This window comes from Pseudomonas sp. RIT-PI-q (assembly GCF_001297125.1).
In the GTDB taxonomy this organism is placed as follows: Bacteria; Pseudomonadota; Gammaproteobacteria; order Pseudomonadales; family Pseudomonadaceae; genus Aquipseudomonas.
The window spans coordinates 185,534-209,126 of record NZ_LHPC01000017.1; the positions used below are offsets into that span (position 1 = coordinate 185,534).

A 23,593-nucleotide genomic window follows, 5' to 3' on the forward strand; every position below is an offset into this window, starting at 1 on the left:
TGACCCGGACCTCGAAATGGTTTTAGATGCCTTCTTTTTGGCCCATGGATCCTGTCAACGTGAGCAGACTGCTGATCGTCGATGACGATGTGGAAATTCTGTCCTTGCTGAAGAAGTTCTTCGTTCAGCATGGCTATGAGGTGGAGGTGGCCCCTCATGGCGAGGCCATGTGGGCGGCGATAGCGCAAAGTCGACCGGACACCATCATTCTCGACCTGATGCTGCCCGGTGAAGGCGGCTTGAGTCTCTGCCAGAAAGTGCGGGCCCGGATGGGGATCCCGATCATCATGCTGACGGCCATGGCCGAGCTGAGCGACCGCATTGTCGGCCTGGAACTGGGGGCGGACGACTACTTGACCAAACCCTTCGCCCCTCAGGAGTTGCTCGCCCGCGTACGCGCCTTGCAACGTCGCGCAGGCGAACAGAAAAGCCATGGCAGCGAGCAGTCACGCCCGGTCATCGGTTTCGCCGGTTGGCACCTGGACATCACCTGCCGCGAGCTGCGTTCGCCCGAGAACGTGATGATTCCGCTGTCCGGTGGCGAGTTCGACTTGCTGGTGGTCTTCCTCGAACATCCGCAACGCATTCTCACCCGCGAACAACTGATCGACCTGACACACGGCCAGGGCCACGACGCCTTCGATCGCAGCATCGACGTGCAGGTCAGCCGGCTACGGCGCAAGATCGAACCGGACAGCAAGCGCCCCGACCTGATCCGTACCGTACGCAATGGAGGCTATATGTTCACCGCCAAGGTCACCCGTTCGTGATCTGCCGAATCGTACGTCGCGACACCCTCAGGCGCCGGATTGCCCTGACCATCGTCGCCGCGATGCTGGCCTCGCTGACCCTGAATGCCCTGTTCGTTCAGGTCGCGGGCATCTGGGCCCGTCCGCCCATTGAACGAACTGGCCTGCTGGAGCAGATTGCCGCGACCACACGGGTGATCGAGGCTGCCCCGGCTCAGTTGCGCCCACAACTGGCGAGCGCGGCGAGCACCCCTCTGCTCGAAGTGTTGTGGAGCGCGCATCGCGTCAACTTCAATCTGCCCACGGACGGCGCGCAGGTTGAAGCCGGCACGGTGCCGGTGCTGGGGCAATTGTTGGGTGATGACCGAGAGATCGACGTGTTCAACCCCGGCGACTGGCCGAATGACAGTCCTCAGGCGCGTTATGTTGCACTCGTGCATCTTGTCGATGGTAGCTGGTTGTCGTTCACCCCACCGGAACGAAGCTGGGGCTTGGCCGCTAGCACGCGGATCGCGGTGATCATCGCCCTGGGGCTGGTCGCAACCTTGATGGTCGCCTGGATTGCCACGCGCCAACTGGCCAATCCATTGCAGCGTTTCGCCAGCGCTGCGAGGCGCTTCGGCGGTGACCTGAGTGCGCCCCCCATCAAAATCGAAGGCCCCGACGAAATACGTCAGGCCATCATCGCGTTCAACACCATGCAGGCGCAGATTCAGCATTTCATCGGTGAGCGCACGCACATGCTCGCCGCCATCTCCCATGACTTGCGTGCGCCCTTGACACGGATGCGCTTGCGCAGCGAATTCATGGAAGATCTGGATCATCAGCGCAAACTGATTCGCGATGTCGAAGAGATGCAATCGATGATCAACGCCGCCCTGGCTTTTTTCCGCGAAGACACTCACCTGGAGCAGTCCACCGCGTTCGATCTGTCGGAATTGCTGCAAACCATCATCGATGACTATCGTGACCAGGACATCGTCATCGACTTCACCGGCCCGGCGCACCTGGTGTATGACGGCCGGCCACTGAGCATCAAGCGTGTGATCGTCAACCTGCTGGATAACGCCGTGAAGTATGGGCAGCGCCCACGCACCGTGCTGAGTTGTGACGACCATTCGATCTGCATCGAAGTCAGCGACGAAGGGCCGGGTATTCCCGAAGCGTCGCTGCAACGGGTGTTCGATCCGTTCTTTCGCCTCGAGACCTCGCGCAACCGTGACACCGGTGGCGTTGGGCTTGGGCTATCGGCTGCGCGAGCGATCGTTCGCGAACAGGGCGGGGAACTGACCTTGAGCAATCGAAGCGGTGCAGGGTTAGTGGCGCGGGTCGAGTTGCCTTACAACGGTTAAGGTCTGGTCGAAGCCTACGACAAATGAACGCCCGCATGCGCGGTGAGCGCTTCGAGCAAGCGGTTCACGGTGCTCTTTTGCTCTATGCCCTGGCGGGTAATGCAATGGAAGGCCGAACGATAGGCCAACTGCTGCGGCATGATCGATCGCAGCCGGCCGCGTTCGACCCAGCTCGCGGCGTAATGGGTGGGTAGGTAGCCGATGTAGGTGTCCGAAAAAATCAGCAGCGCAATGGCTTCCATGGAAAAGGCACTGACCGCGCTGGCGAACCGGAGCTCGCAGGGGCGTTTGTTCTCGGCGACGTAGCCCCGATCGACATAGTCCGCCGCGCTTAACTCTTCGAACGTCAGGTGCTGATCCGCACGCAGGAAAAACGGGTGACCGCTGCCGCAATACAGATGCTGTTCTTCTTCGAACAGCGCTTGGTAGTGGAGCCCGGACAAACGGTGGTGGAACGCGCCAATGGCGACCTGGATGCGCTCTTCGAGGACCGCCTGTTCAAGCTCATCGGGACGCATGACTTGCAAATCGATATGCACGCCGGGCTGCTCGGCGCGCAACCGGGCAATGGCCGCCGGTACAGGGCTGTGTTCAAGGGTGATCAGGCTGTCGACCGTGCCGATGCGCAGCAACTCCCGATGACGCCCGCTGAGCACGGCTGTGCGCTGGCGGAAATGCCCGATGTTGGAGAACAGCTCCTGTGCCGCTGCGTAGGTTTCTTCGCCTTCTTCGGTCAACTGGAAGCCGCTTTTCCCGCGCTTGCACAACGAGTAACCGAGCCTGACCTCAAGGTCGCGCACGAGCACACTGAGGCGCGACAAACTGGTGTTCAACGGAACCTGTGCGGCGGTAAAACCGCCGGCATCCACGATCGCGCAGAAAATCCGCAGCATGCGCAGGTCCACGTCCGTCAAATTCACCAGCATGCCGCCCGCTCCTCGTTTTTGTCGTTCTCGGCTGCCATCAGCCGTTCATTACGCCACCGCCATTGACGCCCAGTATCTGCCCGGTCATGAAACTGGCCTGGTCCGAGGCGAGGAATGTTACCGCAGCCGCCACTTCTTCCGCCGTTCCCAGCCGCAGCATCGGGTAACGTGCCGCTTCTTCGCGAATATAAGCCTCGCCCAGGCGTTCGACCATCGGCGTCAACGTGCCGCCGGGAGCGACCCCGTTGACCCGTACACCTTGAGCCGCCAACTCTCGCGCCAGAGACTTGGTCAACGCAATGATTGCTCCTTTGGCCGCCGAATAATGGCAGAGATTAGCGCACCCCAGCTGCCCGAGGTCAGAGGCAATGTTGACGATGGCGCCGCTGCCCTGGCGGGTCATCAAGGCCGCCGCCGGCTTGCAGAACAGGAACGCGCCATAAAGATGAACCCGGATCATCCGGTCCCAGGCCTCGAAACTCAGTTCGCTCAGCGGCGCCTCCTGCAAGAACCCGGCGTTGTTGACCAACACGTCCAGGCGCTTCAGCCCGGCAAAGGCGCGCTCTGCCGTCGCCGGGTCCGACACATCGCCCACGGCAAGCCGCACCTCCACGCCCTGCCCCCTCAGTTCATCGGCCAGGGCCAGCAGCGCAGGGCTTTGTTGCAAGTCGTTGAGCACAGCAAGACTGCCGCGCTCGCCGAGCGCAACCGCGACCGCGCGGCCGATGCCTTGGGCCGCACCGGTGACCAGATAGGTTTTCATCAATGACCTCAGCCTTCGCAAAAGTTAGTAAGGATGCTGTTCCAGCCACTGCGCATACATGGCAATGCCTTCATGCAGATCAAACTGCGGGCGATAACCGAGTTGTTCGATGGCCGCCGAAATGTCGAAGCGCGCATTTTCATCCAGCACGTTCAACGTACCGGGGCCGATGCTCAGCTGCGCATCGGGATAGGCCTTGCGCACCCGCGCCGCGACCGCCCGGTAGCTGTCCTGCTCGCCGGCCGTGACATTGAACACCCGTTGCTGCAATCGCTCCTCCTGAACCGTCGCGGCCAGCAGGCACGCGTGGGCCACGTCGACGACGTGCACGTACTGAAAACAGTAATCGCCGCCCTCTTCCTCGTGCCACGGCTGGTTGTCAATCGCGCTTCTGAGCAGGCTCTTGAGGTAGCACTGCATGAACTGGCCAGGCCCATAAATCCAGCCCGGACGCAGGGAAACCACACTGACCTGGTACAGGTCGCTGTAGACCTGGCCGAGTTTTTCGGTGAACACCTTGGTGCAGCCATACGGCGTGGTCGGCTCAAGCGGCGCTCGCTCATCGATCACTTCCAGTTCCCGGTTGGGCCCATAGGCGCATTCGGAACTGAGGTTGACCACCCGAGGGATCCCGCTGAGCCGGGCGCACTCCAATACATGGGTGGTGCCCAGTGCGTTGGTCAGCACCGTCTGCAACGGAATACGCCGTGAGTCGACCGGGTGCGAGATCGCCGCCGTATGAATAATGGCGTCGATCGGACGGCTCCGGCAGCTCTCCAGCAAACTCGACAAGTCAGCAATATCGCCTTGTACATAACGATAAGCCGCATGCTCGAGGGCGCATACCAGGCTGCGGTCGTAGCCCACCACTTCATTGCCCTGAGCCAACAACTGCCGCACCACTTCCTGGCCAAGAAATCCGTTGGCCCCGGTTACCAGTATGTTCATGATCGGTCCTCAATAAGGCTGCAGCGGCAGTGTCAGGTCGCCCGCCTGCCAGCGTGCGTAGACATCGTCAGGCGTGCAGATCCAGACATCGTCATAGCGTTGAATCTGTTGGATCAGCCGTTCAAGCATGGCGATGCGCGACGCTCGGCCGATCAATTGCGGGTGCATGGTCAGGATGAAATGGCTGCCGTAGTGACGCATCCCTTCCAGCTCCGCCGACCACAGTCGAAAGACCTTTTCCGGGTCTTCGATCACGCTGCCCACCGCCGGCTCCGCCGAATAGGCGAACTGCTCCCAATCGTCCAGCAACCAACTAACGGGCAACTCAAGCAGGCTCTGCTCGGCGCTACCGACGCGGTACGGCCGGTCATCGCCCATCAAGCTGCTGTCGCTGTGAAAACCCAGGGCAACCAGCGATTCCACGACATCCGGGGTCAGCTCCCACAGCGGCGCACGGTAGTGGGTCACCGGCCGGTCGATGGTCGCTTCGAGCAACGCCTTGGAGTCTTTGAGAATTTGCAGATTGTGCTCGGGCGTCTGCTCATCGACACGTTCATGGAAGTACCCGTGGCAGCCAATCCCGTGCCCGGCCGCGGCAATGCTGCGTACCACCTCGGGGTCGATTTCGGCGACGCGGGCGGGAATGTAAAACTGCGCCCGAATACCGTAGCGGGCCAGCAATTCCAACAGGCGCGGCACCCCGACACGGCGACCGTAGGCGCCCATCGACAGCAGCGACAACCGGCGCCCGGAAAGACTTGATGGCTCCCAGGCGGTTTCTGCGTCCAGGTCAAAACTCAAGGTCACGGCAAAGCGTTTGTTCTCAGGCCAGGCAGTCATCGATTTGATTCCTTCTACGCGCGGCGCTTGATCGAGTCGGCGAGGATGCACAGCAACTCGAACATCATGGTCGCGCCCACCAGCGCGGTGGCCCCGCCCACGTCGAAGGGCGGCGAAACCTCAACCACGTCGGCACCGACCAAATTCAAGCCTTGCAGGCCGCGGATCAGTTGCTGCGCCTGCAGCGTGGTGATGCCACCAATCTCGGGGGTGCCAGTGCCCGGAGCAAACGCCGGGTCGAGGACGTCGACATCGAAGGTCACGTAGGTCGGTTCGTCGCCGACGATACGGCGTGCCTCGGCGATGGTCGCGGCGACGCCGATGTCGGCGAACTCCTCCATATGGATCACACGGATTCCGCAATCCTTGGCGAAGTCTTCGTCTTCGGCCGAATAGATCGACCCGCGAATACCAATCTGTACCGTGCGTTTAGGATCAAGCAGCCCCTCCTCGATCGCACGACGAAAAGGCGTGCCATGGGTGTAGAGGTTGTCGCCGAAGTAGCGGTCATTGGTGTCGGAATGCGCATCGAAATGCACCATGCCGATCGGCCGGTCCCGAGCGATGGCGCGGAAGATCGGCAGGGTCACCAGATGATCGCCACCGACCGACAACGGCACCGTACCGACCTCATGCACCTGCCGATAAAAACCTTCGATGCGCTTGAGCGAGTCGAGCAGATCAATCGGGTTGACCGGAGCATCGCCCAGGTCGCCGACCCGCACCAGGTCGTAGGGGGCGATATGGCTGACGTGGTGCACCTTGCGCATCATGCTCGACTGGTTGCGCACCTCCCGTGGACCATGTCGGGCGCCGGCGCGGTTGGTGGTGCCGCCGTCCCAGGGCACGCCGAGCAAGGCGATCTGCACGTCGGCCGGGTCGGTGAAAATGGGCAGGCGCATGAAGCTCGGCATGCCGGCAAAACGCGGGATGACGGCGGCATCCAGAGGTTGCGGAAAATCATTGGCCATCAAGATTACTCCTGTCGATTAGCAGATGAATTGACGATAAAGAAGGGATATTCACGCCTTCGCCGGCATCGCGGCGGCGCTTCTGCGGCGACGTTTGCCCGAGAGCACGATCAGCGCGCCACTCACCAGCGACAACGCGCCCAAGTACCAGGCGGTATACAGATCTTCCGGGGAGACCGGGTTGGCGCCGGCGGTGTAACCGATGTAGGCGAGGACAAAAAGCGCCAGCAATGCCGGGATCGAAAGCAGCGTCGCGGTGAGCGCCTTGTGTTGTTTCCAGGTCATGACCATGAACGCCACCAGCGCCGAGATGTAGGACATCACCAACGTGATCGTGACCACGTCGTAGTACCAAACGATCTTGTCCAGCGGTTTCCACCAGAGCAAGGCGATGCCGGCGAGCGACACCAGGCCCAGGGTGAACCACGGCGCCTTGAAGCGGTTGACCGCGCGAAACGCACCCGGAAGATGGCCCTCTTCACTCATCCGATACAGCGTACGCGCCGATGAATTGGACGAAATCTGCAGGCCGGCGCACGCCGAGGTAATCACCACGAACAGCGCCAGCCAGGCCATCGCCGGTGGCAGGTAGACGTTGGCGACGGCGGCGATCGGCCCGCCGTTGCCGTTTTCAACAATGGCCGCCAGCTGTTCCACCGGCACCGCGTATTGCCAGCCGATGGCCGCCAGGCTGTAGATCACGAAGGCCGAGGTCAGCACAATCAACAGCGAACGCTGCACCGTGCGAACCGGCACCCGCGCCTCTTCGATGTAGTTGATGGCCGAATCGAAGTTCGCCAGCATCCACACCCCAAACAGCACGCCCGGGCCAATCGCCGCAAGACCACCTGCGCCTTGCAGCGAATACATCGAGGCAAACGACAAGTGTTCGACCTGGGGCCTGATCAACCCCATGAAACCGAGCCCGGCGACCACGGCTATCTCGAAGACCAGAAAGGTACTGGCGAGCTTCGCCGTCACACCGACGCCGCGCACCGACACCGCAAAGAAGGTCACGATCAGCAACGTGCCGATGATCTTCGCGTTGAGTTCACCCGCGAGCGAAGGAATCAGCGCCTGAATATATTCCGAGCCAATCAACGCACACATCGGCGTGACCGCAATGCAGGCAACGGCATAGGTCCAGCCGAGAATGCAGCCGATACCCGGGGGCAGGAAGCGCAAAAAAAACGAGAAAACCCCCCCCGCCGATGGCGCCTGGCGCGTCAGCGAAACCATGCACACGGCCAGCACCAGCATCGGGAAAAAGAACGCAATCAAGATTGCCAATGGCGCCTGATGGCCGGAAATCGAATAGAGGATCGACATCGACGAGGCGGCCACCCAGGCCGGTGCGTTGAACCCCAACGCGGAAAAGCTGACGTCCTTGGTGTTGAGCTTTCCCTTGTTCAGCGCAGTGTCGAGCTCGCTGATTTCACCGTGACGGTCGTAACCGAAAAGTTCGTAGAGTTTCATGTGTGTTCCCAGGCTCGTTTTTTATTGGCAGGTAGCGAAAACGCTTCTTGTAGGACAGAGCTCTTGAGCAACACCCGATCTGTGCCGGGTGTTATCGCCAAATCAAGATAGGGGCCTGGGGGCGTGGCACCAATTACCAAAGACGAAAGCTGACTTGCGCAAAACCGCATGGATGCGATCGTGACCGCGCCTCGGCTGCCGGAACGGCGTGGCTCGCATGGCTGCGCAGGAAATAGACGTCGCCATGCCGGCTAGAACAGCCGCATGAAAACACTCAAACGTTACGGGCCTGATTGACGATCCAGTCAATGAACAACGTCACCTCGGGCACAGAGCTGCGCTCTTCGTTGCAGATGCAAAAATAATCCATGACCGCCGGCACCTTGAACGAAAAAGGTTGCACCAGCGTGCCGTCGCGCAGGTCGCGCGACGAGTTGATTTCATCACTCAGGGCCACGCCAAAACCGTCCCGGGCCGCCTGCAATGCCATGCCGAAATCCTCCAGGTGCACGTCCGCATCACCCGGGTAAGGTGTGCGCGCCTCAACCAGCCAGCGGCGCCATTGGGAGCCATCGTCCTCATGCAATAGACGGTGGTGCATCAGGTCCGAGGGATGCCTCAGTCCATTGCGACCCTGCAGCATTTGTGGGCAGCAAACCGGAAACATGTGCAAGTTAAGCAAGGGCCGCCACCAGAACCCTTCCCAAGGGGGAGCGCCGTAGAGAATGGCCACGTCCGCCCTCTTCCAATCGACGTTTTGCAGACCATCGGCGGCGAGAATTCTCAGGCGGATCTGCGGGTGTTCTGCCCTGAATGCGAACAGTTTGGGCATCAGCCAGGAAGCACCGAAGATCGGCTCGGTCGATATCGTCAAGACTGCAGGCGCTGGCAAGGATTGTGTGTCGCCACTGGCAAGACGCACGCCTTCGGTGAATTCCAACATTCCTCGGGCTACCGCCTGCTGCAGGGCCAAGCCCCTTTCGGTGAGTACCAGCGACCGTCCTTGCTTGATCAGCAGTTTTGTTCCCAGTGCCTCTGTCAGTGCCCGCAGTTGCTGGCTGACAGCACCCGCCGTGACATGCAGTTCAGCGGCCGCTGCGCCAACATGGCCGAGTCTGGCCACGCATTCAAACACGCGCAGTGCTTTTAGAGGAGGAAGGTTCATGGGCTTACCGTTTAGTTTTTCTGCCGATTTTTTTGGCACTTTATATCAATTTACTATCGATTCTTCGGCGTTCAACAATAAGTGCGTAGGCCTGAATGACAAAAACTTCCCAGGAAAATACGTTCATGGAACAACCCGTGATTGACCAAGCCATCACCCGCGAAAGCCTGTATGGGACTGACGCGGAGAGTACATTCGGCGGTATCACCAGCTTCATGCGTCGCCGTTACACCAAAGACTTGCGCGGCGTTGACCTCGTCGTTTCTGGCGTCCCTTTTGATACCGCCACGAGTAATCGGCCTGGCAGCCGGTTTGGCCCTCGCGCCATTCGCCAAGCGTCGGCCCAGTCTGCGTGGGCGCGTCATTGGCCCTGGAAAGTCGATCCTTTCGATGTGCTTGCGTGTATCGATTTTGGCGATTGCGATTTTGACTACGGCACCCCGCAAGAGACGCCGGCGGACATCCGGGCGCATGCCGAGCATATCCTCGCGGCGGGCGCCGGCATGCTGACACTAGGCGGGGACCACTTTATTACCTACCCACTGTTGCAGGCCCATGCGGCCAAACACGGTCCCTTGTCCCTGATCCACTTTGACGCGCATCACGACACTGAGTCGGACGGCGAAAGCAAGCGTATCGATCACGGTTCGATGTTCTACCACGCGGTGCGTGAAGGGCTGGTTGATCCGTCCCGTTCAACTCAAATCGGACTGCGCATCAGCAACGACCAACCGATGGGTTTTCAAGTCATCAATGCGCGGCAGGTGCACTCACTGTCGCCCGCGGAAATTGCCGCTGCCATCTGCGCGCGCGTTGGCGATCACCCCGTCTACCTGACCTTTGATATCGATTGCCTGGACCCGGCGTTCGCACCGGGGACCGGCACCCCGGTGTGCGGCGGTCTATCGACGCATCAGGCCTTCGAAATCCTGCGTGGGCTGCAAGGCATCAACCTGGTCGGAATGGACGTCGTCGAAGTGGCGCCGCCCTACGATCACGCCGAGATCACGGCACTGGCCGGTGCAGCCATCGCGATGGAAATGGTCTGCCTGTACGCTGCAAATCCACAGCGCTGAGCGTTGCATCTTCCGGCCAAGAACCTTCGCACCACAGCCGCCTCGCCCCCTCAGGGCGAGGCGTACTTGTCGTTCCAGGCCGCCAGACAGGGTTCAGTTATTTGCATCAACCTGGATTGGTCGAAACTGCCCTCGTGTTTTCAAAGAGGCACACTCAATGTTGAGTGCGAAACGAGGACCAGATCCGGGTACGGTCACGCAGGAGTCGTAATGTCATGGGTTCTTCGGCAAACAATGTGTTGCGCACTGCCGCCAACGGATAGATGGCTCGATTCTCGGCAATATCTTTGTCAATCAACGGGATTGCAGTGATGTTCGCATTGGCAAAGAAGAAGGTGTTGGTGAGCGCTGCCAGTGATTGCGCGCGCGTGATGAACTCGATAAAGAGTTTCGCTTCTTCGGGATGCGGGGCGTCGACCGGGATTGCCAGTGTGTCGATCCAGGTCAGCGTTCCTTCTTTAGGAGAGACGTATTCCACCTTGTTCGGTGACTTCGCGCCTTCAGCCATCGCCTCGGCCAGGACCGCATCGCCGCTGTAGGCCAGCGCAACACACAGATCACCATTGGCCAGGTCGCTGGGTTGCATGCCCGAACCAACATACCTGACCGATGGACGCAACTGATCCAGCAGCTCCTGAACCGCCTTCAGGTCTTCCGGGGCCTGACTGTGTGGCGGCTTTCGCAAATAGTTCAAGGCGATACTGATCACTTCCTGAGGCGAGTCCAGGATCGAAATGCCGCAATCCTTCAGTTTGCTCGCGAATTGCGGCTTGAACAGCAGATCAAGACTGTCCAGCGGCGCATCGGCAATACGCTTTTCGATTTCCTTGCGGTTGATCGCCAAGCCTGTAGTCCCCCACGTATAAGGGACGGCGTAAACATTGCCTTTGTCCAGCGTCGCCAACTGTGACAGCAGCACCGGGTCCAATTCACTCAATCGACTCATCTGTTGCAAGCCGCTGGGCTGAAGTGCATTGGCGCGCAGTAATCGATCCAGCATGGCGATGCCCGGGACCACGACATCATAGCCGCTGTGTCCGGTGAGCAATTTCGCTTCTAAAATCTCCGCACTGTCGAAGACGTCGTATTGGACCCTGATGCCCGTTTGCGCTTCAAAATCCTTCAGAGTCTTTATAGCTATATAGTCCGCCCAACCGTACACACGCACGACCCTCTCCGTGGCGAATACAGGCAATGAAAAAACAATAACATAAAAACCAAAACAATCTGTACGGCCCAGCTATTGCGAACTGACCCTTGTAAGTTAGCGAAAACAGCACTTACTAGTTCTTTACCTGAAAACCGAATAACCATCATTTAATTGACCTTTCGTTATTATTTTCGTCTGGCTTCGCGCATCTACGGCAATGACCCATGCAACTTGATTGCGTGACTCATCAACCGACTGGCGCCATGACCCTCCCGATTATTTAGCGGTCCAACCCGGTCAATCAATTCATATAAAATCGCGACCGAGCGCTTAATAAAACTAAACGATGGTGTTAAAGCGGCGATGACCGCTAGCGGCCATCGCTTTCTTGCAGATACTTCAGACCCGCGCAGGTGACACGATGATTTTCACGTTGTGTTCCTTGTTGTTCACCAACTCTTCGAAGCCCCGGCCGACAATCTCTTCCAGTTGAATGCGCCCGGTCACTAGCGGCGTGATATCCAGTCGGCCATCGGCAATAAAGGCGATCACGTCAGCGAATTCACCGTTGTAGGCCAGTGAACCGATGACCTGTTTTTCGGTGGCCACCAGTTCGAAGAAGTTGAACTCGCTGGGCTCCTCGAAGATGCCCACCATGACGCATTTGCCGGCCTTGCGAATGAGGTCGATGGCGAACTTGGCCGTGTGTTTGTTGCCGATGCATTCGAAGCTGACGTCGGCCCCGAGCCCACCCGTCAGGCGCCGCACCTCAGCCAGCGCGTCGCATTCATTGGGGTCGATCACATGGCTCGCCCCCACTTCCAGGGCTTTGGCCTTGCGCGCGCCGGACATTTCCAAAGCGATGACCTGAGCCGCCCCCGCCGCCTTCGCACACATGATGGTGCACAGGCCGATGGTTCCCGCGCCAACCACCACCACATTTTGCCCCAACAAACTGCCGGCCTTTTTCACCGCGTGCATGCCCACCGCCAAAGGCTCGATCAGCGCCCCGGCTTCGGCGGGAAAGTTGGCCGGCAACGTGTACAGCAGGTTGGCCGGCACGTTGACCAGCTCGGCGAACGCGCCGTTGTTCATCAGGCCAGTGAAGGCCAGGTTCTCGCATATGTTGTACAGGCCATGCGTGCAGTAATAACAGGTGCCACAGTGCTGACAGGCATCAGCGGCCACCGGCTCGCCCACGCTGAAACCCTCGACACCGGCCCCGATCTCGACGATCTCGCCACAGAATTCGTGACCGAGAATGCACTGCCCCTTGATCCCGGTCAGCGGGTGCGGCGCGTCCACCGGAATGAACACCGGTCCGGCGACGTACTCATGCAAATCGGACCCGCAGATCCCGCACCATTGCACGCGGATCTGCACCCAGCCTGGCGGTGGCGATATCGGCAGCGGGACGTCTTCGACGCGGATGTCGTTACGGCCATGCCAGACGGCGGCACGCATGCTGCGCGGCGGATTGATTGAAAGGCTCATGGTGGAATCTCCTTGAAAGGGTTGGCCCGGCAAACCACAAGAGGCCGCCGGGAGCGCATCAGTGCTGCTGCACAAAGTCCAGAATCAGCCGATTGACCTGCTCGGCCGCCTCCATCTGCACCATGTGCGCCTGACCCGGCAGGATCTCGACCCGGGCCTTCAGTCCAGCGCTGTGGGCCGCAGGAATGATCGCGTCGTCACTGCCCCAGATCAGCAATACCGGCTGCTGGCCTTCCTGCACCACGTGGCGTAGATCCAGCTGTTGCCGGCCATCGGTAAACAAGCCCGAAACCAGACTTCTCAATGCTGCGTCCACGCCTTCCAAACGCTTGTACTTGAGCATGTCTTCAAGCATCTGCCGGTTCACCAGTTCAGCATTGGAGAACAGCTGCACCAGCTGCGGCTTGAGTGCATTGCGGTTGGCCGCGTCGACAAAACCTTGCAGGTACTCACCGTTGATCTCCGCGCCCAGACCGGCGCTGCCAATCAGGGTCAGGGAGCGCACCCGCTGCGGTGCCAGGCGCGCCGCGTTCAGCGAGACCGCGCCGCCCATGGAATGACCCACCAGGTGCGCCGCAGGTATCTCCAGATGATCGAGCAGTGCCAGCAACACCTCGCTCAGCTCATCCAGGTCTGCGCGCTGCAGTTGCTTGCTCGACTCGCCATGGCCCGGCAGGTCAAGCGCGATCACGCGACGCCCGGCCGCCAAGGCTTCGTGGTTGAACAACCAGTTGTTCAGATCACCGCCAAAGCCGTGGACCAGCACCAACGGCTCCCCGCCTTCACCGCGCTCGAAGTAGCGGATCAGCCGCCCCTCCAGCTCGACTTTTTGCGGCTTCGGCCCGCTGTCTTCCTCGGCGCCCTCGCCAGGCACAAAAGCCGCCTGGAACTGCTCGACCACCGCATCGATCTCCGCCTCGCTGGCGTCGCCCTCGACCACGATGCCCAGCAGGGCACCGACGGCGAGGGTTTCATCCTGACGCGCGATCTGCCGGCGCAGCACCCCGGAAAACGGTGCCTCGACGCTGCTGGAAATCTTGTCGGTTTCCACGTCCAGCACTTCATCGCCCTTGGTGATCGCCTGCCCTTCTTCCTTGAGCCAGACATCGACCCGGCCTTCGGTCATGGACAGGCCCCACTTGGGCATGGTCAGGGTATGGATCTGGCTCATGAACGCTTGCTCCACTCGATCAGCTTGAGCACGGCATTTTCGATCTTCGCCGCGTCAGGGATGTACAGGTCTTCGAGCGCGTCGGAGAACGGCACCGGCGTGTGCGGCGCGGTCACCATCTCGATCGGCGCCTTGAGCGAGGCAAAGGCTTTTTGCGCCACCAGTGCCGAGATGTCGGTGGCCATCGAGCAGCGTGGGTTGGCTTCGTCGATCACCACCAGGCGCCCGGTCTTTTCGACACTTTCAAGGATGCTGTCTTCGTCCAGCGGGCTGGTGGTGCGCAGGTCGATGACCTCGCAGTCGATGCCGCGCCCGGCCAGGCTGCGGGCGGCATCCATCGCGGTGTTGACCGTGCGCCCGTAGGAAACCAGGGTCACGTCCTTGCCCTCACGCAGGAAGTTGGCTTCGCCGAACGGGATGGTATAGAGCTCTTCCGGCACTTCGCCTTGCATGCTGTAGAGCATTTTGTGTTCGCAGAAGATCACCGGATCGTTGTCGCGGATGGCCTGGATCAACAAGCCCTTGGCGTCATAAGGCGACGACGGACAGACCACTTTCAACCCCGGAATATGCGTCCACAGCGACGTGAGCATTTGCGAGTGCTGGGCGGCAGCGCGCAGCCCGGCGCCGACCATGGTGCGGATCACTAGTGGCGTGGAGGCCTTGCCGCCGAACATGTAGCGAAACTTGGCCGCCTGATTGAGGATCTGGTCCAGGCAGCATCCGGCGAAGTCGACGAACATCAGTTCACACACCGGACGCACGCCACACGTGGCTGCGCCGACTGCGGCACCGACATAACCCAACTCCGACAGCGGCGTGTCCAGTACCCGACCGGGGAATTGGTGATAAAGGCCCTTGGTCACGCCCAGCACGCCGCCCCAGGCGTCGTTTTCACCGGGGGCACCGGCACCGCCGGCGACGTCTTCACCCATGATGAACACGCTGGGGTCGCGGCGCATTTCCTGGGCCAGGGCTTCGTTGATTGCCTGCTGATAACTGATTTTTCTCGCCATGATAAAGGTCTCGATTGTTGTTATAGGGGGCGATCAGGGATAGGACACGTAGACGTCGGTGAGCAGGTCGGCCGCGCTCGGCTTGGGGTCGGACTTGGCCTTGCGCACGGCGTTTTCGATCAGCAGGTCCACCTCACTGTCGATCTGGTCCAGTTGGCTGGCATCGACCAGGCCGGTGCGGGTGGTGCGCTCGCGAAACTGCATCAGGCAGTCATTGTTCTCGCGGAAATACTTGACCTCGTCCGGCGCGCGGTAAGTCTGGGCGTCGCCCTCGAAGTGCCCGTAATAGCGCGTCAACTTGACCTCGATCAGCGACGGTCCTTCCCCAGCCCGGGCCCGCTCCACGGCAGCACCGGCCGCTTCGTGAACGGCGAAAAAGTCAAAGCCATCGACCGTGACCCCGGGCATGCCAAAACCGGCCGCACGGTCGGCGATGTGATCGCAGGCCACTGACCAGTTGGATGCCGTGGCCTCGGCGTAACCGTTGTTCTCGGCAATGAATATGCACGGCAGGTTCCACACCGAGGCCATGTTCATCGCTTCGAACACCGCGCCTTCGTTGGAGCCGCCGTCACCGAAGAACACCACGGCAACGCTGTCGGTGCCCTTGAGTTTGGCGGCCAGTGCCGCACCGACCACCAGCGGCGCACCGGCACCGACGATGCCGTTGGCACCGAGCATGCCCTTCTCGAAATCGGCGATGTGCATGGAGCCGCCCTTGCCCTGGCAGACCCCGGTTTTCTTGCCGTAGATCTCGGCCATCATCCCGTACACATCAACGCCCTTGGCGATGCAATGACCATGGCCACGGTGGTTGGACGCGATGCAATCGTCATCGCCCAAGTGGGCCATGACACCGGCGGCCGAGGCCTCTTCACCGGCATACAGGTGGACGAAACCGGGGATCTCGCCGGTGGCGAATTCAACGTGCAGGCGCTCTTCAAAGACGCGGATAGTGCGCATCACCCGGTAGGCATGCAGCAATTGATCAGCGGTCAGCTGTGTCGACATTTTTATTCTCCAGGGTGTCTTGAGGGTCAAGGTTCACGGGGTGTTGCGGGTGTTCACGGCCGATGGCCAGCAGCCGTTGTTGCGCGGCGTAGGCCAGTGCCGCGTTGACATCGATGCTCAGCGGACCGCCGGCATCGAGGGTCACCGTGGGCCGGTCATCGGCGTTGAATTCGATTTCGCGCTCGCCATCCAGGGCCAGGGTGCCGCTGCTCAGGCACAAGCTATGGGGGATGCCGGGCTCCAGACTGCCGGCGGCGAGCACGCCGCAGCCTTGCAACAAGCCGGGCGCCAGCGGCACCAGCAAGGCTTCGGGGGATTGCGGATCGAGGCGCATCCAGGCGCCACCCGGTGCCTGTCGCGACACCGGAAACCACAGGCCGCACAGGGCCGAGATGCCAATGGATTGGGGTTCGGCAAAGGTCACGAACACTTCGGCCAGATCGATCCCACGGCTGATGGCGCGGGCACCGATGAAGGCCAGCGACGACACCGCGACATCCACCAGTGCTACTTCACACAGGTCGCGGCTCGGGACCTTCACCAGCAGACGCTTGTTGCGGCGCAGAGCAATTTCGGGCGGGATGCGTCCGCTGGCGAACAACCCGCCAGCCAGCCCGGCGCTGGTGGCTTCACGCAGTTCCGGGAAGGCGTTGTTGGTGCCGGTGGACAAGGTCAGCAGCGGGATGTCGCCGACCTCCGCCGCCACCGCTTTGTGGGTGCCGTCACCGCCGAGCACGGCGATCAGCGATACGCCGCGCTCAGCCATCCAGCGCGCGGCCTGGCGAGTGTCTGCCACGCTCTGGCGCAAGCGCAGGTCGAGGAACTCCAGGGTTGGCCAGTGGCTGTCGCGCGCCTGGCGGCTATGGCTGTTCTTCAGCACCGCGGCGGCAATGCCGGTCATGTCGGTGGGCATCAGCACCCGCTCGACACCGGTGGCGCCAAACGCCGCCAGCAGCCGTTGAATCACCGACACTTTGTCGGTGCTGGAAAACAGCCCGGCGTTGGCCGTCAGGCGCCGCACGTCCCGGCCGGACGCCGGGTTGGCAATGATGCCAACGGTCAGGGGCAAGCGACTCATGTCGCCACCGCGGGTAGAACATGGAAAGAGCCTCGGCAGGAGGACATGGGGCACCTCTTTTTATTATTGGGTTGCCAGTCGCACTGGTTGCAAGGGCTAGAGCAAGGCCGGTGCCAGGTCCGAAAAAAATCGCCTGAAGCCCTGTTCCAGAGCGGTCGCAGTCGGAGTTTCAGGTGATGCGGGGCACGCCCGGCTGAGACGTTCCATGTCAGCCTGCACGGGTTGGCGGTGAGACCCTGAGACGTTGCGTCTCACCGTCGCGGTGGGTGAACCGACGCTTGTCGACCGGCCATGAACGGCGCTTAATAGCCGCACAACTAAAAGAAGCTGGACCCGGAGGCCTGAATGCTTTCCGCACACTCGAAGGCGCACGTGGATTGCGTCAGCCGTGTTTTGAGAAATGCCGAACACCTGCCGCAGCTACCGGTATCGGACCTGATCCTCGACTCCTGGCGCCGCTCCATGGAGCAACACCACCTGGACCCCGGCTCGCTGCAAGGGCCTCGGATTCTTTCGCAGAATGTGCTGCAGGAATGCCGCGAGCGTTCCGAGCTGTTCCTGCGCATCGCCAGCGAAGAAGTCGCGCGCCTCCACGGTCGCGTGCGTGATGCCGACTACTGCGTGTTGCTCACCGACGCCCAGGGCCAGACCATCGACTACCGTGTGGAAACCTCCATCCGCAATGACTGCCGCAAAGCCGGTCTGTACCTCGGCACCTGCTGGTCGGAAGGTGAGGAAGGCACCTGTGGCGTGGCCGCCGTACTGACCGCAAGAACACCGATCACCGTGCACAAGCGCGATCACTTTCGCGCGGCTTTTATCGGGCTCACCTGCTCGGCCGCGCCAGTCTTCGATCCCCGGGGCGAACTGCTCGGGGTGCTCGACGTGTCCGCCGTGCGCTCCCCGGACGACCGCCGCTCTCAACACCTGATCCGGCAGATGGTGGTGCAGAGTGCGCGGGAAATAGAACAGGCATTTTTCATGAGCAGCGCCCAGGGTTACTGGGTGCTGCGCGCGCACAACAGCCCCGGCTACGTTGACAGCCAGCCCGATTACTTGCTCGCCTGGGACGATGACGGTCGGCTGCAAGCGCTGAACCCCGCAGCGCGGCAATGGTTGCTACAAAGCTTCGGCCAGTTGCCGGAACACATCGGCCAGGTGTTCGATCAGCAGGTGTTGCATCGGGCCAGTGACGAGTCGCTCTGCCTGCTTCACGGCCAAGGCGGCCGCGCGCAATTGCATGGGCGACTGCGTGCGCCACGTCGGATGAAACGCACCCCCGCGCGCCGGGTGCTGACGCCCGCTGAACTCGACCCGCGCCTGGAAGAAAGCCTGCGCCGGGCGGTGCGGGTCAAGGATCGCAATCTGCCGGGGCTGATCCGGGGTGAACCCGGCTCCGGCAAGGAAGTCTTCGCCCGCCAGTTGCACCAGGCCAGTCAGCGCCGTGAGCGGCCGTTCATTGCGGTGAACTGCGCGGCCATCCCGGAAAACCTGATCGAAAGCGAGTTGTTTGGTTACGTGGCCGGCGCTTTCACTGGTGCTTCGAGCAAAGGCATGCAAGGTCTGTTGGAACAGGCCGATGGCGGTACGTTGTTTCTCGATGAAATCGGCGACATGCCCCTGCCCCTGCAAACCCGCTTGCTGCGGGTGCTGGCCGAGGGCGAAGTGGCGCCGCTGGGGGCATCACGGCGCAAAGCAATAGACATTCAAGTCGTCTGTGCGAGCCACCGCGATCTGGACGCTCTGGTGACTTCTGGCACGTTTCGCGAAGACCTGTACTTTCGCCTCAGCGGCGCGCGCTTCCAGTTGCCGCCGCTGCGCGAACGCAGTGACCGGCTCGCATTGATCAACCGGATACTCGAAGAGGAATCGTTGGCCTGCGGGGTATCGATACACCTGGGAGGCGCGGCCCTGGAATGCCTGCTCGGCTACCGCTGGCCGGGCAATGTGCGCGAACTGCGGCACGCACTGCGTTACGCCTGCGCGGTGTGCGAGGGCAACTTGATTGTGTTGAGTGACTTGCCCGAGCAACTGCTCGGCCACGGGCTCAATGATCCGGCTGACGCCATAGAACGCTGCGCCAGCCCGGAACGCCAGGCACTCATCGATGCCCTCGTGCGTCATCGCTGGAAACCCACTGCCGCGGCCAAGGCGTTGGGTATCTCCCGGGCAACCCTGTATCGACGGGTGCACCAGCATGCCATCGACATGCCGGGCAGAGGCCAAACGTAAATGTAGGCGCGAGCCTGCTCGCGATGGACGATAACGATAATGCGTGTTTGCTGGATAAACGCATCGCCCTCAGGTCCATCGCAAGCAAGCTTGCTCCTGCAAAAGCCTCACCCAATATCCGACATCATCAAACTTTCCCCCCCAAGCACCTCTACCACCTTCACGCCAGCCAAAAGCCCCCGGATGATCATGACGCTTTCCCTATCAGATCAAGGAGCTAAACATGCTGGATCAACAGTCCCAGGACATTGTAAACCGCGCGATATCGGTCGCCACCGAGCAAGGTTTCGCAGTCTGCATCAGTGTGGTTGACGATGCCGGGCTGCTTCGAGCCTTCCTGCGCATGGACGACGCCGTCCCCGGTGCCATCGAGGTCGCAATCAAGAAAGCCCGCACCGCTGCGCTGTTTCGCACCGACAGTGCTGAAATCGGTGCCCGTGCTCAGCCTGGCGGTGACATCTACTCCCTGGAAGGCACCAACGGCGGGCTGATCAGCTTCGGCGGCGGCATCGTCCTGCACGACCCCCAAGGCAAAGTCATAGGCGGACTCGGGATCTCGGGCGCAACGGTCGAGGCGGATCAGGACATTGCGCTGCGAGCCGGGCGACCATCAGCCTGACCACAACGAAACTCACACCGTCATCAATTTGAGGATTGACTCATGCAGCCGTCTACAAAAAGAAAACTCGGCCGAGTGAACCTGGATGTCAGCAATTTTGCCTTTGGCACCTCCCCCGTCGGCAACCTGTTTCGCCCCACCGACGAAGCCACCTCCGATGCCATGTTCCAACGGGCATGGGAAGGTGGCGTGCGCCTCTTCGACACCGCGCCGATGTATGGGCACGGGCTGGCCGAACTGCGTACGGGGCACTCGCTGCGCTGGAAGAATCGCGATGAATTCGTCATCTCTTCCAAGGTCGGACGCGTGCTCAAAGCCAAGCCGCGTTCGCAAATCGATTTCAGCCCCTGGAGCAACGCTGCGCCAAACGAAATGACCTTCGACTACAGCTATGACGGCACCATGCGCTCGTTCGAAGACTCGCTTCAACGGTTGGCCCTGGAGCGAATAGACATTTGCTTCATCCACGACATCGACGTCTTCACCCGTGGATCGCAACAACCACAGGTGTTCAAGCAAGCCATGGATGGCGCCTGGAGAGCCCTTTCACAATTGCGCGACGAAGGGGTGGTAAAAGCCATTGGCGTCGGCGTCAATGAATGGCAAGTCTGCCATGAGGCCCTGAAACAGCGGGATTTCGACTGCTTTCTTTTAGCCGGTCGCTACACCCTGCTCGAACAGGATTCACTCGATGAGTTCCTGCCGCTGTGCGAAGAACGAGGGGCCGCCGTGCTGATCGGTGGGGGGTTCAATTCAGGGATATTGGCCACGGGCGCCATCGAAGGCGCTCGCTACAACTATGCCCCTGCGCCGTCCCATATCCTGGAACGGGTCCGGGCAATTGAAGTGATCTGCAAAGAGTATGGCGTGCCTCTTCCGGCCGCCGCCATGCAATTTGTGGTGGCTCACCCGGCTATCCCTTCATTCGTCGCCGGCACACGAACGGTGGAACAGCTGGATAAGAATTTGCAGTGGTTCAGCCATCCTATTCCCGTCGAGTTCTGGCAAGCGCTCAAACAAAAAGGGTTGCTGAGGGAAGACGCTCCGACCCCGCACTGATGCCATGAAAAAAGCCACGACGTACTGTCGTGGCTTTAAGGTAATCGGTGAATGAATCACGCCAGAGCGCTAAAAATTGCTCTGGATTTTCACCCCCGCCACCCAGGCATTGTCGACCTCGCTGACACCCCCCGGATTGCGTACGTATTGAATATTGGGCCGGACGATCAACCACTTCGTCGCGTGGACACCGTAGTACAACTCAGCGTCATACTCGTTGCCTTGCACCGGCTGATAGGCGCGATTGTCATAGTCCGTCTGGTTGTTGGCCTGATTGAGCGCTTTTTGATTATTGCGAAAACGCGAGTTGGTACTGACCCGCGCGACGCCAAAACCGAGGTCGTCCTGGGGACGGGCATCGAACACGCCTTTATAGGTCAAGCCGGCCTGAATGAAGTGCCCGACCTGACTGGTTTCCCGGTCCTGCACCGTGACGTTGGCGAACAGCGACAAACCCCGGGCGGGATCACCGTCATGAGCGGTGACCTGCTGCTGGGCGACCAGCCAGTAACCGTATTTGCTGTCGCGGGACACCAGGTTACTGGTCACGTCACCGGGCACTTCGCGGCTCTCGACGTCAGTGGCGTCGGCGGTGCTGTAATAGGCACCGACCCGGTACTCGCCCGGCAGTGAGTTCACGGTCGGCGTCCAAAGCAACTCGACCGGCAGGATCAAACCTTCACCCCCGCTCATGTTCAATTTGAAGCCATTGCTGTCCTCCAGCAGTGAAGGGTTGTGTTCGTAAGCCCCCACCTGGACGAACACTTGTGGCGCCAATTCGTATTTGACTCGACCGGCCCACTGCGAGATCGGCCAGTTGAACCAGATTCCACTGCCCGCCCAGTTGCCCATTTGCGAGCCGCACAACGCCAGGTTCTGGAAGTCGCAGGGGAAACTGTTGAAGTCTTCGCCCTCGCCGAAACGTCCGAACTTGATATTGAGTTTTTGATCGAGGTACGACTGGCTGATCCACATCTGCGTCAACCGCCACGTCTGCCCTCTTCCCCAGACTTCCTGGGTCGAGGAATACATCGGCGCACGCGGGTCACTGATACGGTCATTGGTGATGTTGCGACCTTCGCGCTCAGTGATGGCCAACTTGAACGTTGCATCGTGCCAACCGAAGATCTTTTGCAAATCCAACTGCGCCCCCAAGGTGAACTGACCGCTCCAGCGTGCTGTTCGATCCTGGTCATAACCACCGTGGGCGTTGTAACCCAGCTCCCCGACATAATCGAGGGTGAAGTTATAACCCTTCTCCAGCAGATCGCTGCGAGCCCCTCCCCAATCGCCGGTCATGCCCACTGCATCAGGGTCGAAAGCCCCGGCCGCCATGGCCTGGCTGGATATCGAGAATGCCGGGGCGGTAGCGATAAAGCTTGTAATCAGGGCGCAGGAAAGCCTCCCGCGCAAATGAGCGTTATACATTTTGTGGCGACCTCTGTTGTTATTAATATGAGTCTTGAGCGCACAACCCTTCGATCGCGGCATGTTTGAAACATGCCGCGTCGATTTACTGACAGAGTCTACAACAGTGTTTAACTAACTTTCCTTCATCGCTTACAACGAAGATTGAAGTTGCGGTAATACCTCGAACAAGTCCGCCACCAGGCCGTAATCGGCCACCTGGAAGATCGGCGCTTCTTCGTCCTTGTTGATCGCAACGATCACTTTGGAGTCTTTCATGCCGGCCAGGTGCTGGATCGCGCCGGAGATACCGACGGCGATGTACAGCTGTGGCGCAACGATCTTGCCGGTCTGACCGACCTGCATGTCGTTGGGGACAAAACCGGCGTCGACTGCAGCGCGGGAAGCGCCGACAGCAGCGCCCAGCTTGTCAGCCAGGGCGTACAGGTGTTTGAAGTTGTCGCCGCTCTGCATGCCGCGGCCGCCGGAAACGACGATCTTGGCAGCGGTCAGTTCCGGACGATCGGACTTGGCCAGTTCTTCGCCAACGAAGCTTGCGATGCCAGCGTCGTGTGCAGCGCCCACCGCTTCAACCGAAGCAGAACCGCCTTCAGCCGCTACCGGGTCGAAACCGGTGGCACGCACGGTGATCACTTTCACTGCGGCGTTCGATTGAACGGTTGCGATCGCGTTACCGGCGTAGATCGGACGCTTGAAGGTGTCAGCGCTTTCGACCGAGATGATCTCGGAGATCTGGTCAACATCCAGCTGCGCGGCAACGCGTGGCAGGATGTTTTTGCCATTGGAGGTAGCGGCAGCCAGGATGTGGCTGTAGCCGTTGCCCAACTCGGCTACCAGAGGAGCGACGTTTTCTGGCAGCTGATGCGCGTAGGCGGCGTTGTCGGCCACCAGCACTTTCGCCACGCCAGCGATTTTCGCAGCCGCTTCAGCCACGGCGCCAACGCCAAGGCCGGCAACCAGAACGTGGATGTCACCACCGATTTTGGCGGCAGCAGCAACGGTGTTCAGTGTGGCCGGGGCCAGCACTTTGTTGTCGTGTTCAGCGATTACCAAGATAGTCATGATTCGG

Annotated in this window: 21 protein-coding genes; 6 read left to right on the forward strand and 15 right to left on the reverse strand. The window is 60.6% G+C overall.

Annotation, left to right across the window (positions count from 1 at the left end):
• Positions 1-44 precede the first annotated feature (44 nt).
• Entirely contained in the window at positions 45-770 is a 726-nt protein-coding gene (locus tag AEQ67_RS04760; RefSeq protein WP_059402735.1) for a response regulator, read from the forward strand.
• Complete coding sequence (locus AEQ67_RS04765) at positions 767-2,101, forward strand: ATP-binding protein (RefSeq protein WP_059402736.1); 1,335 nt, start codon at positions 767-769, stop codon at positions 2,099-2,101. The genes AEQ67_RS04760 and AEQ67_RS04765 overlap by 4 nt, the downstream gene beginning before the upstream one ends.
• A 14-nt stretch (positions 2,102-2,115) precedes the next feature.
• Here the strand turns inward: AEQ67_RS04765 and AEQ67_RS04770 are convergent, their stop codons facing one another.
• The 7 genes from AEQ67_RS04770 to AEQ67_RS04800 form a co-directional block, all read right to left on the reverse strand.
• On the reverse strand, positions 2,116-3,027 hold the full coding sequence (locus AEQ67_RS04770; RefSeq protein ID WP_059402737.1) for a LysR family transcriptional regulator: 912 nt from the start codon (positions 3,025-3,027) through the stop codon (positions 2,116-2,118).
• A 37-nt stretch (positions 3,028-3,064) separates the two neighbouring features.
• Positions 3,065-3,790, reverse strand: a complete 726-nt coding sequence (locus tag AEQ67_RS04775) for an SDR family NAD(P)-dependent oxidoreductase (protein WP_059402738.1) — start codon at positions 3,788-3,790, stop codon at positions 3,065-3,067.
• Between the two features lie 24 nt (positions 3,791-3,814).
• Positions 3,815-4,738 (reverse strand): NAD-dependent epimerase/dehydratase family protein, encoded by a 924-nt coding sequence (locus tag AEQ67_RS04780; RefSeq protein ID WP_059402739.1) that lies wholly within the window; start codon positions 4,736-4,738, stop codon positions 3,815-3,817.
• Between the two features lie 9 nt (positions 4,739-4,747).
• Positions 4,748-5,578 (reverse strand): polysaccharide deacetylase family protein, encoded by an 831-nt coding sequence (locus AEQ67_RS04785; RefSeq protein ID WP_059402740.1) that lies wholly within the window; start codon positions 5,576-5,578, stop codon positions 4,748-4,750.
• 14 nt (positions 5,579-5,592) lie between these two features.
• Positions 5,593-6,549: an agmatinase gene (gene speB, locus AEQ67_RS04790; RefSeq protein ID WP_059402741.1), complete on the reverse strand. Its 957-nt coding sequence runs from the start codon at positions 6,547-6,549 to the stop codon at positions 5,593-5,595.
• A 51-nt stretch (positions 6,550-6,600) separates the two neighbouring features.
• Positions 6,601-8,025, reverse strand: a complete 1,425-nt coding sequence (locus tag AEQ67_RS04795) for an APC family permease (protein WP_059402742.1) — start codon at positions 8,023-8,025, stop codon at positions 6,601-6,603.
• Positions 8,026-8,299: 274 nt separating this feature from the next.
• The gene (locus AEQ67_RS04800) at positions 8,300-9,190 is read right to left on the reverse strand and encodes a LysR substrate-binding domain-containing protein (protein ID WP_059402743.1); all 891 of its coding nucleotides are present in this window, start codon (positions 9,188-9,190) and stop codon (positions 8,300-8,302) included.
• Between the two features lie 125 nt (positions 9,191-9,315).
• Between AEQ67_RS04800 and speB (AEQ67_RS04805) the strand changes: the two genes are divergently transcribed.
• The gene (speB, locus tag AEQ67_RS04805) at positions 9,316-10,266 is read left to right on the forward strand and encodes an agmatinase (protein WP_059402744.1); all 951 of its coding nucleotides are present in this window, start codon (positions 9,316-9,318) and stop codon (positions 10,264-10,266) included.
• Positions 10,267-10,420: 154 nt separating this feature from the next.
• Here speB (AEQ67_RS04805) and AEQ67_RS04810 read toward each other — a convergent pair whose 3' ends face one another.
• From AEQ67_RS04810 to AEQ67_RS04835, 6 genes are all read right to left on the reverse strand, one after another.
• Positions 10,421-11,434, reverse strand: coding sequence for an extracellular solute-binding protein (locus AEQ67_RS04810; protein ID WP_236710273.1), 1,014 nt, complete (start codon positions 11,432-11,434; stop codon positions 10,421-10,423).
• Between the two features lie 381 nt (positions 11,435-11,815).
• Positions 11,816-12,880 carry a 2,3-butanediol dehydrogenase gene (locus AEQ67_RS04815; RefSeq protein ID WP_236710279.1) on the reverse strand — a complete coding sequence of 355 codons (1,065 nt, stop codon included), beginning with the start codon at positions 12,878-12,880 and terminating at the stop codon, positions 11,816-11,818.
• A gap of 88 nt (positions 12,881-12,968) precedes the next feature.
• Entirely contained in the window at positions 12,969-14,081 is a 1,113-nt protein-coding gene (locus AEQ67_RS04820; RefSeq protein WP_059402747.1) for an acetoin dehydrogenase dihydrolipoyllysine-residue acetyltransferase subunit, read from the reverse strand.
• The gene (locus AEQ67_RS04825) at positions 14,078-15,097 is read right to left on the reverse strand and encodes an alpha-ketoacid dehydrogenase subunit beta (protein WP_059402748.1); all 1,020 of its coding nucleotides are present in this window, start codon (positions 15,095-15,097) and stop codon (positions 14,078-14,080) included. The genes AEQ67_RS04820 and AEQ67_RS04825 overlap by 4 nt, the downstream gene beginning before the upstream one ends.
• Positions 15,098-15,130: 33 nt before the next feature.
• Positions 15,131-16,108 carry a thiamine pyrophosphate-dependent dehydrogenase E1 component subunit alpha gene (locus AEQ67_RS04830; protein ID WP_059402749.1) on the reverse strand — a complete coding sequence of 326 codons (978 nt, stop codon included), beginning with the start codon at positions 16,106-16,108 and terminating at the stop codon, positions 15,131-15,133.
• Positions 16,086-17,186, reverse strand: coding sequence for an ATP-NAD kinase family protein (locus AEQ67_RS04835; RefSeq protein WP_059402750.1), 1,101 nt, complete (start codon positions 17,184-17,186; stop codon positions 16,086-16,088). The genes AEQ67_RS04830 and AEQ67_RS04835 overlap by 23 nt, the downstream gene beginning before the upstream one ends.
• Positions 17,187-17,531: 345 nt before the next feature.
• Here AEQ67_RS04835 and AEQ67_RS04840 point away from each other — a divergent pair, with 345 nt between their 5' ends.
• From AEQ67_RS04840 to AEQ67_RS04850, 3 genes are all read left to right on the forward strand, one after another.
• Positions 17,532-19,418, forward strand: a complete 1,887-nt coding sequence (locus AEQ67_RS04840) for a sigma-54-dependent Fis family transcriptional regulator (protein WP_059402751.1) — start codon at positions 17,532-17,534, stop codon at positions 19,416-19,418.
• A gap of 223 nt (positions 19,419-19,641) precedes the next feature.
• Positions 19,642-20,037: a GlcG/HbpS family heme-binding protein gene (locus AEQ67_RS04845; protein WP_059402752.1), complete on the forward strand. Its 396-nt coding sequence runs from the start codon at positions 19,642-19,644 to the stop codon at positions 20,035-20,037.
• A gap of 42 nt (positions 20,038-20,079) precedes the next feature.
• Positions 20,080-21,096: an aldo/keto reductase gene (locus tag AEQ67_RS04850; RefSeq protein WP_059402753.1), complete on the forward strand. Its 1,017-nt coding sequence runs from the start codon at positions 20,080-20,082 to the stop codon at positions 21,094-21,096.
• Positions 21,097-21,165: 69 nt separating this feature from the next.
• Here the strand turns inward: AEQ67_RS04850 and AEQ67_RS04855 are convergent, their stop codons facing one another.
• Together AEQ67_RS04855 and AEQ67_RS04860 are read right to left on the reverse strand one after the other, a co-directional pair.
• Positions 21,166-22,524: a carbohydrate porin gene (locus tag AEQ67_RS04855; protein WP_082377780.1), complete on the reverse strand. Its 1,359-nt coding sequence runs from the start codon at positions 22,522-22,524 to the stop codon at positions 21,166-21,168.
• A 132-nt stretch (positions 22,525-22,656) separates the two neighbouring features.
• Positions 22,657-23,586, reverse strand: coding sequence for an electron transfer flavoprotein subunit alpha/FixB family protein (locus AEQ67_RS04860; RefSeq protein ID WP_059402754.1), 930 nt, complete (start codon positions 23,584-23,586; stop codon positions 22,657-22,659).
• Positions 23,587-23,593: the final 7 nt, after the last annotated feature.

Excerpts from the sequence above, each read along its gene's own strand:
- AEQ67_RS04845 (WP_059402752.1), top strand. The coding sequence starts at position 19,642 with ATGCTGGATCAACAGTCCCAGGACATTGTAAACCGCGCGATATCGGTC.
- AEQ67_RS04825 (WP_059402748.1), bottom strand. The coding sequence starts at position 15,097 with ATGGCGAGAAAAATCAGTTATCAGCAGGCAATCAACGAAGCCCTGGCC.
- AEQ67_RS04800 (WP_059402743.1), bottom strand. The coding sequence starts at position 9,190 with ATGAACCTTCCTCCTCTAAAAGCACTGCGCGTGTTTGAATGCGTGGCC.
- AEQ67_RS04840 (WP_059402751.1), top strand. The coding sequence starts at position 17,532 with ATGCTTTCCGCACACTCGAAGGCGCACGTGGATTGCGTCAGCCGTGTT.
- speB (WP_059402741.1), bottom strand. The coding sequence starts at position 6,549 with ATGGCCAATGATTTTCCGCAACCTCTGGATGCCGCCGTCATCCCGCGT.
- AEQ67_RS04855 (WP_082377780.1), bottom strand. The coding sequence starts at position 22,524 with ATGTATAACGCTCATTTGCGCGGGAGGCTTTCCTGCGCCCTGATTACA.
- AEQ67_RS04820 (WP_059402747.1), bottom strand. The coding sequence starts at position 14,081 with ATGAGCCAGATCCATACCCTGACCATGCCCAAGTGGGGCCTGTCCATG.
- AEQ67_RS04795 (WP_059402742.1), bottom strand. The coding sequence starts at position 8,025 with ATGAAACTCTACGAACTTTTCGGTTACGACCGTCACGGTGAAATCAGC.
- AEQ67_RS04835 (WP_059402750.1), bottom strand. The coding sequence starts at position 17,186 with ATGAGTCGCTTGCCCCTGACCGTTGGCATCATTGCCAACCCGGCGTCC.
- AEQ67_RS04860 (WP_059402754.1), bottom strand. The coding sequence starts at position 23,586 with ATGACTATCTTGGTAATCGCTGAACACGACAACAAAGTGCTGGCCCCG.
- speB (WP_059402744.1), top strand. The coding sequence starts at position 9,316 with ATGGAACAACCCGTGATTGACCAAGCCATCACCCGCGAAAGCCTGTAT.
- AEQ67_RS04760 (WP_059402735.1), top strand. The coding sequence starts at position 45 with ATGGATCCTGTCAACGTGAGCAGACTGCTGATCGTCGATGACGATGTG.
- AEQ67_RS04775 (WP_059402738.1), bottom strand. The coding sequence starts at position 3,790 with ATGAAAACCTATCTGGTCACCGGTGCGGCCCAAGGCATCGGCCGCGCG.
- AEQ67_RS04830 (WP_059402749.1), bottom strand. The coding sequence starts at position 16,108 with ATGTCGACACAGCTGACCGCTGATCAATTGCTGCATGCCTACCGGGTG.
- AEQ67_RS04850 (WP_059402753.1), top strand. The coding sequence starts at position 20,080 with ATGCAGCCGTCTACAAAAAGAAAACTCGGCCGAGTGAACCTGGATGTC.
- AEQ67_RS04770 (WP_059402737.1), bottom strand. The coding sequence starts at position 3,027 with ATGCTGGTGAATTTGACGGACGTGGACCTGCGCATGCTGCGGATTTTC.
- AEQ67_RS04785 (WP_059402740.1), bottom strand. The coding sequence starts at position 5,578 with ATGACTGCCTGGCCTGAGAACAAACGCTTTGCCGTGACCTTGAGTTTT.
- AEQ67_RS04780 (WP_059402739.1), bottom strand. The coding sequence starts at position 4,738 with ATGAACATACTGGTAACCGGGGCCAACGGATTTCTTGGCCAGGAAGTG.
- AEQ67_RS04815 (WP_236710279.1), bottom strand. The coding sequence starts at position 12,880 with ATGCGTGCCGCCGTCTGGCATGGCCGTAACGACATCCGCGTCGAAGAC.